This is a genomic window from Synergistales bacterium (genome assembly GCA_021736445.1).
Lineage (GTDB): Bacteria > Synergistota > Synergistia > Synergistales > Aminiphilaceae > JAIPGA01.
Window position 1 is genome coordinate 1 of record JAIPGA010000022.1, and the last position, 15,602, is coordinate 15,602.

General features: G+C 61.9%; 14 protein-coding genes and 1 riboswitch. Of the genes, 3 read left to right on the forward strand and 11 right to left on the reverse strand.

All coding sequences use genetic code 11. The annotated features are described in order from the left end of the window. Positions 1-140 precede the first annotated feature (140 nt). From K9L28_05175 to K9L28_05215, 9 genes are all read right to left on the reverse strand, one after another. Entirely contained in the window at positions 141-686 is a 546-nt protein-coding gene (locus K9L28_05175; protein ID MCF7935714.1) for an epoxyqueuosine reductase QueH, read from the reverse strand. A 10-nt stretch (positions 687-696) separates the two neighbouring features. Continuing rightward, entirely contained in the window at positions 697-1,542 is an 846-nt protein-coding gene (locus K9L28_05180; protein MCF7935715.1) for a tRNA (adenine-N1)-methyltransferase, read from the reverse strand. Beyond that, on the reverse strand, positions 1,539-3,479 hold the full coding sequence (locus K9L28_05185; GenBank protein ID MCF7935716.1) for a transketolase: 1,941 nt from the start codon (positions 3,477-3,479) through the stop codon (positions 1,539-1,541). The genes K9L28_05180 and K9L28_05185 overlap by 4 nt, the downstream gene beginning before the upstream one ends. A gap of 208 nt (positions 3,480-3,687) precedes the next feature. Then, on the reverse strand, positions 3,688-4,806 hold the full coding sequence (gene ald, locus K9L28_05190; protein ID MCF7935717.1) for an alanine dehydrogenase: 1,119 nt from the start codon (positions 4,804-4,806) through the stop codon (positions 3,688-3,690). Positions 4,807-4,901: 95 nt separating this feature from the next. Continuing rightward, on the reverse strand, positions 4,902-6,020 hold the full coding sequence (gene alr, locus K9L28_05195) for an alanine racemase (protein MCF7935718.1): 1,119 nt from the start codon (positions 6,018-6,020) through the stop codon (positions 4,902-4,904). A 169-nt stretch (positions 6,021-6,189) separates the two neighbouring features. Beyond that, entirely contained in the window at positions 6,190-7,497 is a 1,308-nt protein-coding gene (gene grdB / locus K9L28_05200; protein ID MCF7935719.1) for a glycine reductase complex selenoprotein B, read from the reverse strand. A 17-nt stretch (positions 7,498-7,514) separates the two neighbouring features. Beyond that, on the reverse strand, positions 7,515-8,804 hold the full coding sequence (locus tag K9L28_05205) for a glycine/sarcosine/betaine reductase component B subunit (protein ID MCF7935720.1): 1,290 nt from the start codon (positions 8,802-8,804) through the stop codon (positions 7,515-7,517). A 145-nt stretch (positions 8,805-8,949) separates the two neighbouring features. Then, a complete protein-coding gene (locus tag K9L28_05210) occupies positions 8,950-9,372 on the reverse strand; it encodes a GrdX family protein (GenBank protein ID MCF7935721.1) in 423 nt (140 codons plus the stop codon). 86 nt (positions 9,373-9,458) lie between these two features. Further along, positions 9,459-9,566, reverse strand: a riboswitch (glycine riboswitch). Between the two features lie 135 nt (positions 9,567-9,701). Then, positions 9,702-11,066, reverse strand: a complete 1,365-nt coding sequence (locus K9L28_05215; protein ID MCF7935722.1) for a sodium-dependent transporter — start codon at positions 11,064-11,066, stop codon at positions 9,702-9,704. Positions 11,067-11,307: 241 nt separating this feature from the next. Between K9L28_05215 and K9L28_05220 the strand changes: the two genes are divergently transcribed. The 3 genes from K9L28_05220 to hypE are packed head-to-tail and all read left to right on the forward strand — an operon-like array spanning position 11,308 to position 13,611. Next, positions 11,308-11,556: a HypC/HybG/HupF family hydrogenase formation chaperone gene (locus tag K9L28_05220; protein MCF7935723.1), complete on the forward strand. Its 249-nt coding sequence runs from the start codon at positions 11,308-11,310 to the stop codon at positions 11,554-11,556. Next, positions 11,549-12,607, forward strand: a complete 1,059-nt coding sequence (gene hypD, locus K9L28_05225) for a hydrogenase formation protein HypD (GenBank protein ID MCF7935724.1) — start codon at positions 11,549-11,551, stop codon at positions 12,605-12,607. The genes K9L28_05220 and hypD overlap by 8 nt, the downstream gene beginning before the upstream one ends. Next, entirely contained in the window at positions 12,604-13,611 is a 1,008-nt protein-coding gene (hypE, locus tag K9L28_05230; GenBank protein MCF7935725.1) for a hydrogenase expression/formation protein HypE, read from the forward strand. Before hypD ends, hypE begins: the two co-directional genes overlap by 4 nt. A 64-nt stretch (positions 13,612-13,675) precedes the next feature. On the opposite strand, the gene K9L28_05235 is transcribed toward hypE, so the two are convergent. Both K9L28_05235 and K9L28_05240 read right to left on the reverse strand, forming a co-directional pair. Next, the gene (locus tag K9L28_05235) at positions 13,676-14,194 is read right to left on the reverse strand and encodes a rhodanese-like domain-containing protein (GenBank protein ID MCF7935726.1); all 519 of its coding nucleotides are present in this window, start codon (positions 14,192-14,194) and stop codon (positions 13,676-13,678) included. A 133-nt stretch (positions 14,195-14,327) separates the two neighbouring features. Further along, a complete protein-coding gene (locus tag K9L28_05240; protein MCF7935727.1) occupies positions 14,328-15,602 on the reverse strand; it encodes a TRAP transporter large permease in 1,275 nt (424 codons plus the stop codon).

Consider the following 15,602-nt stretch of genomic DNA (forward strand, 5'->3'; position numbering starts at 1 on the left):
GATGCGTCCTCCCCGACAGAGGGACCGATAAGCACCTCTTCCCGCCGGGCGCCTGTAAAGCGCAGGACATTCTTCTGGAGCAATCCGGGGGGGAGTTTTCCGGTGATGCGGTGTGTCCGTTCCTGTTCAGGCATGTGGTGTCACCCTCGCTTCCGTAGACTGTAGATGCAGCCGCAGTAGTGCTGCCGGAAAAGACCGAGCCGGCGGCTTTCCCGGACGGAGCGCCCGAACCCGTCGTTCTTCCGCCAGGTGTGTGCAAGCCACGAAGGTCCTGCGGCGTCGGCGGCGCGCTCCCCGATCCGATGGATCAACGCCACGTCCTTGTGGGGGCTGATGGTCAGTGTCGTGTCGAGACAGGGGAATCCCCTCTCCCGAGCCGCCACCGCTGCTGCGGCAAGCTGGAGCCAAAAGCAGAGGCCGCACCGCCTCCCTCCTTCGGGCGCCGCGGCGTACCGGCGTGTCCGGCACAGCCAGTACTCCGGTTCGTAGGGGGCGAACAAAACGGGAAATCCATAGGCCTCCGACAGCCGCTGCACAGCCTCGCGCCGCCTGCGGTATTCCGCCGCCGGGTGGATATTGCTGCCGTAGAAAAACCCGTGCACCCTGTACCCTTTTTCGGACAGAGCCGCTACAGGTACCGTGGCGTCGGGGGCACAGCAGATATGAAGCAGCACGGCAGGTTGCATAGGGTTGCCGTCACGCCCCTTCTCCCGGCTCCACATCGGAGAGGGCCTCCGGTTCTTCCCGGTCCGGCTCCCCGGAGCCTCCCTGTTCGTCGGCGACAACCCTGGAGGCGAAGACCAGAAACCCCGTGTGACCCACCATCACGTCCTCCGGACGGAGACGAGCCGGATTGGTCTTGTAGTGCCGTTCCAGGATCTCCACCACATCCACATCGACAAAGCCCAGACGGGAGAACCCCTGGAGGGTCTTGTCGATCTGGTTGACCGTGGGAACCAGAATCCCGATCCGGGCTCCCGGCGCCAGTGCGACAGCGGCTGTCTCCAGGCACTCCCACGGCTTGGGCACATCGAGAAAGAGGGCGTCCACATCCCGTTCGTCGAAGCCCTCTTCGACCTCCCGTACCTTGAAGGTGACCCGGTCTTCCACCCCCCAGCGGCAGCAGTTGGCCATGGCGAGCTCGGTGAAGTTCTGCCGCTTGTCGTAGGAATAGACCCGCCCGCCGTCGCCGACAAAATGAGCGAAGACGGTTGTCAGAGCCCCCGAACCGGTACCGCACTCGAGCACCCTCGCTCCCGGGGCAATGCCGAGATGGAGCAGCAGGTAGCCCGCTTCCTTGGGGTAGACAATCTGGGTCTGCCGTTTCAGTCGGCGGACAAAACCACCCAGCTGGGGTCTGAGGAGGTACAGGCGGTTGCCTGTATGGGTCGTGACGGCGTCACCGAACCCCTGCTCCATTATCTCGTCGTGGCCCACCTTGCCGAGGTGGCTCCCCAGAGAGGCGCCCTCCCGGAGCCGGACAATGAAGCTGTCGCCCTTCCTGGGCGACCAGAGAACGACGAGGGTACCCGGCTCCATCATTTGCCCCCGGAGAGATTGTGCATCACCGCATCGGCCAGATCCGCCGGGGAAAGCCCCATCTCGGCGATAACCTGGTCGGAACCGCCCGAGGCGCCGTAGCGGCTGACACCGAGAGAGGCAAAGGCCGTCCGCACCCCCATGGCGCAGAGTTCGGCGGCGATCAACGAACCAAGCCCGCTCCGGACATTGTGGTCCTCGTAGGTCACCACACAGCCGGTGCGCGCGGCCTCCCGCAGCGCCTCCCTGTCGAGATCCAGCGGGGAGGCGACGTGGTAGACGGCGCAGCGGCAACCCTGCTTTTCCAGCAATTCCCGCGCCTGGAGGGCCCGCCAGGCCATGTGTCCCATGGTCAGGATCGCGGCGTCGTCTCCGGCGCGAAGGCGATCGACGGCACCGTAGGTAAAGCTGTAGTCACCGCCGAAAAGGGGGGCGCCGTCCTCGCCGGTGAGCACCGGCAGCTTGCTCCGGCCCATGGCCAGACAGACATTCCCCGCTTCCCCCAGGGCGTAGCGTGTCGCCCGATCGGCCTGATTGGGGTCGGCAGGCACAATGAGGCGCCAACCGAAGAGATTCCTGAGCAGTCCCACATAGTCGATGCACTGATGGGTCATCCCGTCCTCGCCGACATCGAGCCCCACATGAGTCAGTGCAAGGGTCAGGCTGGTTCTGTTGATATCGTTGAGCCGCTGCTGGTTGTAGGCCTCGTCGATGCCGAAGACACCGAAATCCGCCCAGACCGGCACCACGCCCCCCGCCGATGCGGCCCCGGCCACCGTAGCGGTGGCGTGCTCCTGGATCCCCAGCTCGAAGAAGTGCTCGGGACAGCGCTTGGCGAAGTCCTTCACCTTCACGGAACCGGCCAGATCGCAGTCGAATACGGCCAGCGGGGTCGGAGAGGAGCCGTTCCGCTCCCCCACATCGGCGAGGGCAGCACCGAAGGCCGAACGGTTGTCGGTTTTTCTATCCGCCGGGTAGGTGATGGGCTCACCGATATCGATGGCAACAGGCAGCGGCGCCACCTCTCTCCCTTTTGCGGGGGCCTCCGCCTCCCTCCGCTCTCCGGCCTGCCGGAACATGGCGAGGTCCCCGCCAAGAATGGCAAAGGCCTCTTCAAGCTGCTCTGCCGACGCGGCCTTTCCGTGGTAATCGGGGACATCCTCCATAAAGGGAACCCCCCGACCCATCCGGGTGGAACAGAGCAGCACCACCGGGCGGTCGGCGTTGCGGCTGTACCGCAATCCCTCGTAGAGCGCCGCCGGATCGTGGCCATCCACGTGGAGCACCTCCCAGCCGTCGGCCTCCCAGAGTTTGCGGATCGGCACATCCATGACCTCCTCCACCCGGCCGGAGATCTGGATATGGTTCCAGTCCACCAGGACAGTGACAGGGAGATTGTACTTGACAATGATCCGCCTCGCTTCGGCGATCTGCCCCTTGCCCTGCTCGCCGTCACTCATGAGGACATAGGTATGTCTTGTTGAACCGCGGAGCTGCTGGGCAAGGGCGTACCCCGCGCCGGCGGCAAGCCCCTGGCCGAGATTGCCCGTCCCCCAGTCGATACCCGGGACCTCGCGTTCCACGTGTCCCTGAAAGGCGCTCCCGGCCTGCCGGAAGTGGGCCACCGCCTCCCGGGAATCGAAGAACCCCCAGGCCGCCAGGGCCGCATAGACTCCGGGAGAGGTGTGGCCGTGACTGACCACCACATGATCCCGATCCAGCCCGTCGCAGTTCTCCGGCGTCAGATCGGCCACGCCGTAGGTAAGCAGAAACATCTCCATGCTGGAAAGCGATCCGGCCGGATGCCCGCTTCCCGCAATGGTCGTCATGGCCAGTGCCCACAGCCGGCACTGCCGTGCCGCCTCATGAAGGCGTTCCTCGCCGCCGCTGTCCAGTGCGTCCCGCGCACAGCCCCTGATTCCAAGTTGTTGTAGGTCCATCCTGCCATCGCTCCTTGTCTCGATTCCCGTACTACCCTGCCGAAAGCCGGGCGTCCGCGCTGCACCGCGACATCCGGATCATCGGCGCACCCCTGTCCGGCAACGTACCGAACGTTCCGACATCTGCCAAGCATAATGCCCCTCCAGCTTCGGAGGGGCATGGTCATTATACGACACTTACGGGGAATGTCGAAAAACCGGGCTGTGGTTACAGCACGCTCTCGGCGGAAACATAGTCCGCGTCGAAACCAAAGGCATCCGCCACCGGCTTGAAGGTCACCTTGCCCTTGTACATGTTGAGTCCCTTCAGGAGTGCCGTATTCTCCCTGCAGGCCGCTTCGACGCCCTTGTCGGCGAGCTGGAGACCGTACTTGATGGTGTAGTTGTTGAGAGAGAATGTGGAGGTTCTGGCATAGGCGCCGGGCATATTGGCCACACAGTAGTGCACCACATCGTCGACGATGTAGACCGGATCGCTGTGGGTGGTGGGCTTGGAGGTCTCCGCCACACCCCCCTGATCGATGGCCACGTCCACAAAGACGGCGCCCTCTTTCATCAGAGCAAGGTGTTCCCGTTTGATCAGCTTGGGTGCCTTGGTGCCGGGGATCAACACCGCACCGATCACCACATCCGACTCGCGGAGGCAATCCTCCAGATTGTGGCTGTCGCTGTACACGGGGAAGACATTGGCCGGCATGATCTGCTCGAGGAATTCGAGCTGCTCCAGCTTGACATCCAGGACATTCACCTTCGCGCCCAGGCCGGCGGCGATCTTCGCGGCGTTCATCCCCACCGTGCCGCCGCCCACGACAGATACCGTGGCCGGTGCAACGCCCGGTACGCCGGAGGCGAGCAGGCCGCGCCCGCCGTAGGCCTTGCCCAGATAGTAAGCACCGACCAGCGACGACATCCGGCCGGCAACCTCGCTCATCGGTTTGAGCAACGGAAGACCGCCGTTCGCATCCTGGACCGTTTCGTAGGCCAGGGCGACAATCTTTTTGTCCATGCAGGCCTTGGTAAGACGCTCGTCTGCGGCGAAGTGAAAGTAGGTATAGACGAGCTGTCCCGGCTGCATCCGGTCGTACTCCTCCGGAAGGGGCTCTTTGACCTTGACGATCATCTCGGCACCCTTCCACACCTCCTCCGCCGTCTCCAGGAGGGTCGCACCGGCTGCGGTGTATTCCTCGTCACTGATACTGGAGCCGAGCCCGGCACCCTTCTGGACAACCACCTCGTGGCCCTTCGCAACATAGGCGCTGACAGCAGGCGGAGTCAGACCGACCCGATACTCGTGGTTCTTGACTTCCTTGGGGCAACCTATCTTCATTCCTACATCCTCCCTACTATTTTTATTTCCTGCATTACACACAAAAACACTACAACCATCACTATTGTAGAGCAAAGAACGATGGGCCGCAACAGTCAGCTGGTATACCGCCGGGGCACCCGCGGGGTGAACAGACTGGGGACCTCGTAATTGATCGTTCCCAGCCGGCCGGCAAACTCCTCGGGGGAAACGGCATCCTCGCCCTGACAACCGACGAAGACCACCTCGTCGCCGGCCTGAACGTCCTCGATGTGGCTCACGTCAACCATCGTCTGGTCCATGCAGATGGCACCCACAAGGGGTGCCCGCCTGCCGCGGATCAGGACCTCGCCCTTCATGGACAGGCTCCTGGGCAAGCCGTCGTGGTAGCCGATGGGGAGCACCCCGATCTGATCCTCTCCTCTGGTCATGTACCGGATCCCATAGCTCACACCCCAGCGGGCGGGAAGCGTCCGGACATCCATCAAAGCGCTTTTCACCCTGAAGCACTCCTGAAGATGAAAGGGCTGCCGACAGTAGGGGGAGGGCCACATCCCGTAGACCAGCAGACCTGGTCGGACGGCATCGAGATGCATTTCCGGAAAGTTGACGAAGGCGGCGCTATTGCAGACATGGCGGAGGGGAACACCGACCCCCTCCTCGCGAAGGCTCCCCAGTACGTCGCCGTACCGCTGGAACTGGGCATCGGTATACTCCCGGTGTCGTTCATCGGCGGTGGCGAAATGGGTAAACAGTCCGGAAAGCCTGAGTCCAGGCAGCGATCGGATCTCCCGGACAGCTTGCGGGAAGGCATCCGGCAGAAAACCGATCCGTCCCATACCGGTGTCGATCTTGATGTGGGCCAAAGCATCCTGACCGATGCCCTTGGCTGCTTCGCTGAAGGCCTTTGCGTTGGCCAGATTGAACAGGGTGATCTCGATATTGTTGAGGATCAGCTCCTCGGCGGCCTCTGCCGGGGAGGGGCCAAGGACAAGCACCGGATCCTGAATGCCCGCCTTGCGGAGATCCAGCGCTTCGTCGGGTGTCGCGACGGCAAAGCGCTGGCAACCCGCCTTCTGCAGCGCCTCGGCGACCGGTACCATCCCCATGCCGTATCCGTCGGCTTTCACCACACCGAAGACCTGGCATCCCGACCCTGCGTACCCGCGGATCGTCCTGAAGTTACCGGCAATGGCTTCCAGATCCACCTCCATACGTGTCGGTCGAAAGGTCACAGCATTCATCTCCTCTCCTCAGACGAGAACCATCATCCGTTTGTAGGATAATCCCCTTTCGGAGTATTCTAACACCTTTTGCTCCTTCTGTCGTTCGCTTCCACGTTCCACCGGGCTGTACCGGAGGAAAAGCCGGCGTGGAGACGCCGGCTTTTCCTCCTCCCTGATACTATTCCTCAAAGACAGTCTGGCCTGTCACCTCCGTCTGGAGCGCACGGAGCGCCTTCTCCACGAGGCCCCTCCGTAGTCCTTTCTGTTCTTCCGGGCTTTTGCCGGGATCACCGAGAGGATGGGGAATCGCTATGGCCGGCACAATCCGATTGGCGCCGACGGTCAGCGAGATGGGAACAATGGTGGCCACGTGGGCCACGGGGAGGCCTGCCCGTTCGATCTCCTTGACAAACGTTGCACCGCAACGCGTGCAGGTTCCTCAGGTGGAGGTGACGATGACGGCGTCAACCCCGTCGCGTTTCATCTGCTCGGCGAACTCCGCGGCGAACCGCTTGGCGTTGGCCACGGAGGTGCCGTTACCGACGGAGGAGTAGATCGTGTTGTGCAACCCCTTGAAGCGTCCTTCCCGTTCCAGATCGCGCATCACATCGACAGGCAAAACCATATCGGGATCCTGACAGGCGTAGGTGCTGTCGTAGCCGCCGTGGCAGCTTTCGTAATCCTGGGAGGTCAGATCATCGAGACCGGTGATGTCATAGGCCCCGTAGTTCTGGGCGCTGGAAGCGGCGATGTGGTCGGGGTTCCCCCTGGGCACGATGCCGCCGGAGGTCACCAGGGCAATGGTGCAGTCTGTCAGGTCGGTGATGGGCGGGTTGGGCTCCACCCTGTCGAAGACAGGCATCACGTACTCCGTGGTGAAGGGTTCGCCTTTCAGTTTCCTGGTGAATATGTCCAGAGCGCGGTGGGCGGCGAGGTCCTGATAGAACATGTTCCTCCGGACTCCCCGCTGGATATAGCCCTCCTCCGCGGGGCTTCCCAGCGCTTCGCCCTTCAGGAGTTTCAGCATGATCCGTGCCATGGCGGGGACGGCCTTGCCCATCCCCCGGGCGCTGTCGCCGGTCTCCACGATAAAGAGGCTTTTCCGGAACATGTCAACGCCTGGATTCTCGGGATACATGCCGGATACCACCGGGATGTCGAGACTCTTGGCGACAGCATCCCCCATGGCGCCGCAGGCCGTCCCGTAACGGCCGGCGTTGAAGGCAGGGCCGAGCACCACACCATCGGGCCGGTAGTCTTTGATCTTGTCCAGAATCCCGGCGGCCACAGTCTCGGCATCGGAAGCAAAATAGGAGTCGCCGCAGATCACCGTGGCCACAATCTCGGCTTCCCCGCCAAAGGCTTTCCGGAAGGCCGCTCCAGGTCCGACAACACCCTCCCTGATCTCCGGGGCGATATCGGCCTTCTCCTCACCGCCGATACCGGCGAAAAACTGATTGATGTAATGGACAATGCGATAGGACACAGATTTCCCTCCTTCCCCTACAGGGTGTAGGCGCCGTTGTTCGTGTAGCCCAGCTGGTTGGTGGCTCCGATGATGGTCTGGATCTCTACGGAGATGCTTCCGTCTTCGTGGAGTGATCCGTACCAACCGCCGTCGATGACGTCGGCCTCCTCCGGATAGCCCAGAACCTTGTCCATCACGGGAAGATCGACGGTCTCGTTGGCGTTCCCTACGCTCACCACGGCGTCACCCTCCTTGCAGGCGTCGGCGAGGCCCTGACTGGCGCCGTCGCGGCCGGCGTATTCGTCGGTGATCAATGTAGTCTTGATTCCGGAACGCTCGGCCTTCCAGCAGTTGGCCACCAGATCTGCATCGGGATTGCCGAAGCCCTCCTGGGAGATCAGCACTCCATCCACACCGAGGAGTCGGGCCAGCTTGACGGCATAGGAAGAACTCCGTTCCTTGTCTTCCAGGGTGACATTCTCGTTGGTGAGGATCACGCCGACGAAGTTGAAATCCTTGCCGTGGCGGGCGAACATGCCTTCGATCACCGGATTGTTGAGATGGGCGTAGGTATTGTTCTTGTCGCAGGCGGAGACACAGTTGCCCGAGACCACCGCACCGTCGAAGACCTCTGTGGGGCTGATCAGTGTGGGTAAGGTCTTCTTTGCGTCGTGGCCGTAGACATAGGTGTCATGGAGCAGTCCCTGGGACTGCAGCATGTACATATAGGCAACCCTGGGAAGCTCCGGGTAGCGGCTCATACCTTCGGAGAGAGGGGCAAACTCGTATTCCCCGATCGCATCGGCCGACACCGATACGGCGGACTTGGCGAGATAGGTGGAGGCCTTCAACCCCGCCATTCTGCATGCCTCTTCGTAGCTGTGCTTCTCCAGGTCGGGATCGGCGGGTTCCAGGATAACCGTCACGTTGCAGGTCCTGGAGTATGGCGTGTACTCCGCCCCGGGGCCGGACATGTCGATGATGCCCTCCTGGGTGGCCACAATCCTGCCGGTGGTCACCACTGCCGCCCCCGAAAGGACCAATGTCTTGCCCTCGCCGACGCTGTCCACATCGCCGATGAATCCCGGGAATACCTCACTGTCTCCCTCAAGCTTGCACCGCGGCTCCACAACATCCTTCACGGGAATGATTCTCGTGCTGTCGCCGGGATGCACGAGCTCGACATCCACGCCGCCGAGCCGCTCGTCCTCACTCAGATGATCGATGAGCTCCTGTCTGTTGATGGAGAGCACCCCATCGTTGATTTCCGTCTTCTCTCCCCAGGCCAGAGCATGGACCTTGATTGAATGGAGCTCCAGTTTCAAAGAAATCCCCCCTTGCACCAATCTTGTATTACCCCATCGTTTCGCACGAACGTGTCATCTTCTCTGTAGCGTTCTTCGTACGTACCACCCCTCCTTCCTTCACGACAGCAACCGATCCCGTTTCCTTTTGCAGTCTGCAGCTCCCTTACGACCCATCAAGGTCCAGCAACATGCTGTACTGCCTGAGTGTTTCCAGCAGCAACTGCTTGTCCAGATACCGGCAGTCCTCGTCGGCCTTGCGGCCGAAGGCGCCGGATCCGGGCAGTCTGTTGTCGTAGGCGCGGTAGACGGCAAGGGCCTCCTCAAGCAATCGCAGCGAGGGATAGTGCACCGGCATTGGCGTATCCGGTGCCGTGCCCCGCCGTTCCTGCAGAAGAAGGGATCGGTATCGTTGCTGGTCGGGTCTGAGGTTTCCGTAGAGGGGATGGTTGAGGAGCCGGGCTCCGCGGTGCACCCTGTCGCGGACCGCGACAAGCACATCCAGGGAGTTTCCGTCGATCAGTTCCAGGGATTTTACGGTCGGGCGAAAATCGGGATTGTTTGTGACGAGTGTGGTGCAGCTGCCCATTACAATGCCCCCCCAACGGTTCACGAGAAACAAGTTTTCTGTCTCTGTCGTCGAACCTCACGGGGAGGCCAGTAATTCCAGAGTTCCCTCCAGCCGCAATCCTGGTGCCTGAGAGTTTCCGCCTCTGTTCCGGCGTTGCCCCTTCGGCGCCCTGCAGGGTTTTCCGTCAGCAGGATCTCTCTTGCGACCTTCCTCGGGCGTATCTGTTCCTATCCTACCAATTTGTTCCCTTCCGCACAAGACCCAAGGTATCCAACGGGTATGTCAAAATACGACAGGAGGCCACCCCAGGGGCGGCCTCCTGTCGTGTTGCTGTCCTCGGGATGCTATTAAAATCCCACCACTTTATTGTAGAAGATAAACGCAATGGCTACGGGGGCGATGACCCGGCACACCCAGACCCAGGCACCAAGCAGAGCAAACTCAATCTTGCCATGGTTGGTGACCTCCTTGCGTGCCCCGTCAAGCCAGACCCAGCCCACAAAGAGGGAGATAAAGAGCCCTCCCAGGGGAAGCAGGAAATTCGCCGTCGTCTTGTCCATGAGGTCCAGGAAGGAGAGCCCCATGATCGTCGGGAAGTTGCCGCCCAGAGAGAGCGCCGAGGGGATCCCGATCAGGAAGATCACTGTTCCCAGAATCCAGGTCGCCTTGGGGCGGCTCCATCCGAGCTCGTCCCGGAAGTAGGCCACCACAACCTCCAGAAGCGAGATCGCCGAGGTCAAGCCGGCCATGAAGAGCAGCAGGAAGAAAAGCCCCGACCAGAACGATCCGCCGGGCATATGAGAGAAACAGGCGGGCAGGGAGATAAACGTCAGCCCCGGGCCCGAACTGGGGGGGATACCGAAGGCGAAGACAATGGGGAAGATCGCCAGCCCTGCCAGGAAGGCCACGCTCGTGTCGAGCACGGCCACCTGCGCGGCGGATACAGGCAGTTTCTCGTTCTTGCCGATGTAGCTGCCGTAGGTGATCATGCACCCCATCCCGAGAGACAGGGTAAAGAAGGCCTGTCCCAGTGCGGCGAAGAAAACGCTCGCATTGAGTTTGGAAAAGTCCGGCTGCAGGTAGAACGCGAGCCCCGCACCGCTGCCCTCCAGGGTAACCGCACGGATAATGAGTACGATGAGAATGACGAACAGACCGGGCATGAGCCATTTGCAGCAGCGTTCGATACCGCCGGCTACGCCCTTGGCGATCACCAGGATCGTGACGAGCATAAATGCGGCCTGGTAGGCGATGACCTGCACCGAATTGGAGACAAAACCCCCGAAGAGCTCGCCGGCCATATCTCCGGCGGCCTTGATCTCCGCGCCGCTCATCTGCTGCATCATGCTGCCGAAGGATTTGAAGATGTAGGGGGTGGTCCAGCCGCCGATGACACCGTAGAAAGAGAGGATCATGAATCCGGCGATGACCCCCATCCAGCCGACGATCGGCCATGCTCCGCCCTTCAGGACCTTGAAGGAGCCGACTGCGTTCCGCTGTGCCGCGCGTCCAATGGAAAACTCGGCGACCATCACGGAGACGCCTATGACAAAGATCACGATCAGATAGACAAGCAGGAAGGCCGCGCCTCCCATCTCGCCTGTGATGTAGGAAAAACGCCAGATATTCCCGAGTCCGACAGCCGAGCCCGCTGCCGCAAGGATCAGACCGAGTCGACCGCTCCACTGTTCTCGCTGTTCTCCGTTGCTCATAGTATCCCTCCTCTAAACATGCTTTTTCATCCCGCACAATGCGGCGACCACAAGGAACATCCTACCCCCCTTTCTCTATTCCCCCATACAACCGCAATAATACGGTTCTCTGCCTGATAACGCAACTATTGAGAGCATCTTTCTGCCGTTGCGGCGAAAGACGCCCCCAATGTGCGGCAGATTACCGCTTTCCCCAGGGGCATTTTGGAGTACAATACCACTCCGTAAGGAGGAATGCACGATGTGTCTCGCTGTGCCGCATACGATCATCGAAACCGATGGCGAGACCTCCGCCCTGGCCCGTGCGGGCAATGTGGAGGTCTCGATCCGGACAGATCTGCTGGAGGGGGTCGTCCCGGGCGACAAGGTGCTTGTCCACGCCGGATTCGCCATCGAAAAGCTCAGTCAGGAGGACGGCGAGGAGCGGGAGCGGCTCTGGGAAGAGCTCGCCGCCTTCGCCGAAGGGGAGCCCCCCGTTGCACATCAGTAACGCCGCCGCGCTCCTGGCACGTTCCGTAGACCGTCCGATGCGGTTTATGGAGGTCTGCGGCACCCACACCGTCTCCATCTTCCGCAATGGGGTCCGCAGTCTCCTCCCCACAGAGATCTCGCTGATCTCCGGTCCCGGCTGTCCGGTCTGCGTGACCTCTCAGGGTGAGATCAATGCCGCCGTAGAGCTGGCCAGGCGGCCGGGCACCATCGTGGCCACCTACGGCGATATGCTCCGCGTTCCCGGCGGAAGCAGTTCCCTCGCCGCCGAACGGGCCGCAGGCAGGGATGTCAGAGTGGTCACCTCGGCTGCCGAAGCGCTGCATATCGCCGGGGAGAACCCGGACCGCGAAACGGTCTTTCTGGCCGTCGGGTTCGAGACCACCTCACCGGCCACCGCAGCGGTGGTCCGGGAGGCAGCCGAAAAGGGGACGTCCAACTTCTCGGTACTCTGTCTGCACAAGGTCGTTCCTCCGGCACTCCAGCTCCTCGCCTCGGACAAAGAGCTTCAGATCGACGGCTTCCTGCTCCCCGGGCACGTGAGCACCATCATCGGCGAGGCGCCCTACCGTTTCCTCTCCGAGGAATACGGGATCGCCTGCGCCATAGCGGGATTTGAGGCGGAGGACATCCTCTTCGGGGTTCTCGAACTGGTCCGCCAGATCCGCACCGACAAACCGGCTGTCCGCTCTCTCTACCGGCGCGCCGTCCGACCCGACGGCAACACACGGGCCCTGAAACTGCTGGACCAGGTCTTCACAGCAAGCGACGCCTCCTGGAGAGGGCTTGGCGTCATCCCCGCCTCGGGGTACGCGCTCCGGGAACCCTTCCGAATCTTTGACGCCCCGGGCAAGCTGGGCCTGACGGTCACCGAAGCGCCTGTCCCCGATGGATGCCGCTGCGGCGACGTGCTTTCCGGATTGATCCTTCCCCCGGAATGCCCCCTCTTCGGAACGGCATGCACACCGGTCAACCCCGTGGGGCCCTGCATGGTCTCCAGCGAAGGAAGCTGTGCGGCCCACTACAAGTACCAAGGGAGTGAGATACTGTGACGCCTGGAACCGACAGCGGACTGCTCAGTCTGGGACACGGAAGCGGCGGCCGCCTCTCTCAGGAGCTGGTGGGCAGCATCCTGGCGCCATTCCGGAATGGAAAACGGGAGGAAGAGCTCGAAGACTGCGCCCTCCTCAATGGGGATACCGGAGTCACCATGGACGGGTTCACCGTCTCTCCCCGGCGCTTCCCCGGCAGCTGTCTGGGCAGGCTCGCCGTCTGCGGCTCCGCCAACGACCTTACCGTCCGCGGTGTGCGGGCGGAACATCTCTGCCTGGGCATCATCGCCGAGGAGGGGCTCCCCGAGGAGGAACTCCTCTACCACACCGGCGAAGCGGCCGAGGTATGCCGTGCCGAGGGGATCACACTGGTCGCGGGCGACACCAAGGTCGTTCCCCGGGGCACCGTGGACGGCCTCTACATGACAACCACCGCTGTCGGCACCAGGGTGACCGATGGCATCCTGGGCATCCGACAGCTCCACACCGGCGATGCGATCCTGCTCACCGGGGCGCCGGGACGCCACGGGGCGACCATCGCCGCCACCAGATACAATCTCCGCGCACCGTCCCTGGAGAGCGACTGCGCCCCCCTCCGGCCGGTTCTGGAACCGCTGATGGACCTCCCGGGGCTGCACTGTATGCGGGATTGCACGCGCGGCGGTGTTGGAACGGTGCTCTGCGAATGGGCGGAGGGGGCGAGGGCGGGTATCGAGATCACGGAACGGGAGATCCCTGCAGACGAGGGAGTGCGGTCGGTAGCGGACCTGCTTGGTTTTGATCCGCTCTATCTTGCCTGTGAGGGGACAGCGGCCGTCGCGGTCGCTCCGGAACAGGCCGGGGAGGCCCTCCGGCGCCTGCGGAGGCACCCGCTCGGCAAGGACTCCGCAATGATCGGGAGGGTCACCGCGGACCACCCCGGCTATGTGGGGCTCGTCACCGCAATCGGCGGAAAGCGGGTTGTCGATATGCCCGTCGGCGAGATCCTCCCGCGTATCTGCTAGCCCTGCAGGAGGCCCGCCTTGGCGGGCCTCCTGCAGGCATCACGCTCAGTCTGCCGGTTGCGGCCTATTGCGTTCTTCCCTTCCTGCAGACCAGGGAGAGCGGCAGAAGAAGGGCGACGAATGCGGGTGCGGAAGCCTGCAGCACACACCCGCTGCCGGAGCTCTCCTCCTCGTTGACCACAGGATACCCGAGTTCCAGCCATCGGGTCATCCCGCCTTCCATATTGGTCACATCGTTATAGCCCAGGGAAACCATCATCTCCCCGAAGGCCCCGCTGCGCCCACCCTTCTTGCAGTAGACCACATAGCTGCCGTCTTTCGGGTACTGGGCCAGTTTGACCGCCAGGCCCTGGGGATCATCTTGGTACTCATTGTAATCGATGTGTACGGCATCCTCGATCCAGCCGGTTTCGGCAAGCTCCTCGGCGGTACGGACATCGAAGACCGTCACATCGTCACCGCTCGCATCGAGCAGTGCCTTGACCTCCCGGCAGCTCTTTTCCTGCAGCTCCTCCGCCGCAGCACACCCCACGGCAAGAACGATCCCCACAAAAACAGCAACACCAATACGACACCAGCGCACAAAAATCCCTCCCAAGTCGTGGTATGGCACCCAAAGCAGTCCAATATATATGGTAAATATGTTTATCAAAAGCCCTGAATGCCTTATTTTATGATACAGGCCTTCAGGACATCCTGCAAGCAGACGCCGTCACCTACAATAACAGCGACACCAGACCGGGGAAACGAATGATAATGCCGATCATCAGCATAATAAGAAAGACAAAAGGAATGATGCCCACGGCGATCTCGCCGATCGATCCCCGCTCGCGGACCCCCTGGACAACGTAGAGATTCAACCCCACCGGCGGGGTGATCAGCGCCATCTCGATGAGCAGGATCAGCAGGATGCCGAACCAGATGGGATCATACCCGAGATCGGTGATGATCGGCGCCACCACGGGTATGGTCAGCACCATCAGCGACAGGGTCTCGATGAAGAAGCCGAGGATGATATACATCCCCACGATCACCAGAAGCGTCTGGAAGGGCGTAAAACCCAGTGTGCTGATGAAGGAGGTGATCTGGTCGGTGAGTCCCAGGGAGATCAGGATGAAGTTCAGGAAATTGGCCGCCACGATGATGAACATGATCATCCCCGTGGTGCGCAGCGTCCCCTCGAAGGACTCCACCAGCGCTTTGAGGGTGAGCTTCCTGTGGGCCGCCGCGATCCCCAGGGAACCGAGCACACCCAAAGCTGCAGACTCGGTGGGCGTGGCAAAGCCCGCATAGATGGAACCGATGACGATCACAAAGATTCCCACCATGGGAATCAGATCCTTCAGGCTCCCGAAGCGTTCCGCCCAGCTGACGCTTCTCCGATGGGAACCCAGACTGGGGCGGACAATGCAGGCTATCAGGATAAAGACCATGAAGATGATGGCCAGGAGCACCCCGGGAACGATCCCGGCGATGAAGAGCTTGGGAATCGACGTATTGGTCAGAAAGCCGTAGACGATAAGATTGATCGACGGCGGGATCAGGATGCCCAGTGTCCCGCCTGCGGCGATGGTTCCGGCAAAGAGCCCTTCATTGTATCCGTACTTCACGCCCTGGGGCAGCGCGACGGTACCCATGGTGGCCCCCGTGGCCACACTGGAACCCGAGGTGGCCGCAAAGAGGGCGCAGGTGGCGATGTTGGCGTGCATCAGTCCCCCGGGCAGCCAGGAAAGCCAGCGGTCCACCGCCTGGTAGGTACGTTCGGCGATGCCTGATTTCACAAGAATCTGGCCGAGAAGGACAAAGAGGGGAATGGCAAAGAGACTGAAATTGGCGCTCGCCGCCCAGCTCACCTCGCCAATCGCCCGGTGCAGCGGGAAAGGGGAGAAGGCCTTGCCCAGGATAAAGCCCAGCACCCCCATGGTGGAAGCCACCGGAATGCTCAACAGAAGGAAGACAATCAGAATGATGAAGGTCACGATCCAGATCAT

What these genes read in the sequence shown, in the direction of transcription:
- K9L28_05215 (MCF7935722.1), bottom strand. Translation starts at nt 11,066, where the DNA reads ATGAGCAACGGAGAACAGCGAGAACAGTGGAGCGGTCGACTCGGTCTG.
- K9L28_05240 (MCF7935727.1), bottom strand. Translation starts at nt 15,602, where the DNA reads ATGATCTGGATCGTGACCTTCATCATTCTGATTGTCTTCCTTCTGTTG.
- K9L28_05175 (MCF7935714.1), bottom strand. Translation starts at nt 686, where the DNA reads ATGCAACCTGCCGTGCTGCTTCATATCTGCTGTGCCCCCGACGCCACG.
- K9L28_05220 (MCF7935723.1), top strand. Translation starts at nt 11,308, where the DNA reads ATGTGTCTCGCTGTGCCGCATACGATCATCGAAACCGATGGCGAGACC.
- K9L28_05180 (MCF7935715.1), bottom strand. Translation starts at nt 1,542, where the DNA reads ATGATGGAGCCGGGTACCCTCGTCGTTCTCTGGTCGCCCAGGAAGGGC.
- K9L28_05210 (MCF7935721.1), bottom strand. Translation starts at nt 9,372, where the DNA reads ATGGGCAGCTGCACCACACTCGTCACAAACAATCCCGATTTTCGCCCG.
- K9L28_05185 (MCF7935716.1), bottom strand. Translation starts at nt 3,479, where the DNA reads ATGGACCTACAACAACTTGGAATCAGGGGCTGTGCGCGGGACGCACTG.
- ald (MCF7935717.1), bottom strand. Translation starts at nt 4,806, where the DNA reads ATGAAGATAGGTTGCCCCAAGGAAGTCAAGAACCACGAGTATCGGGTC.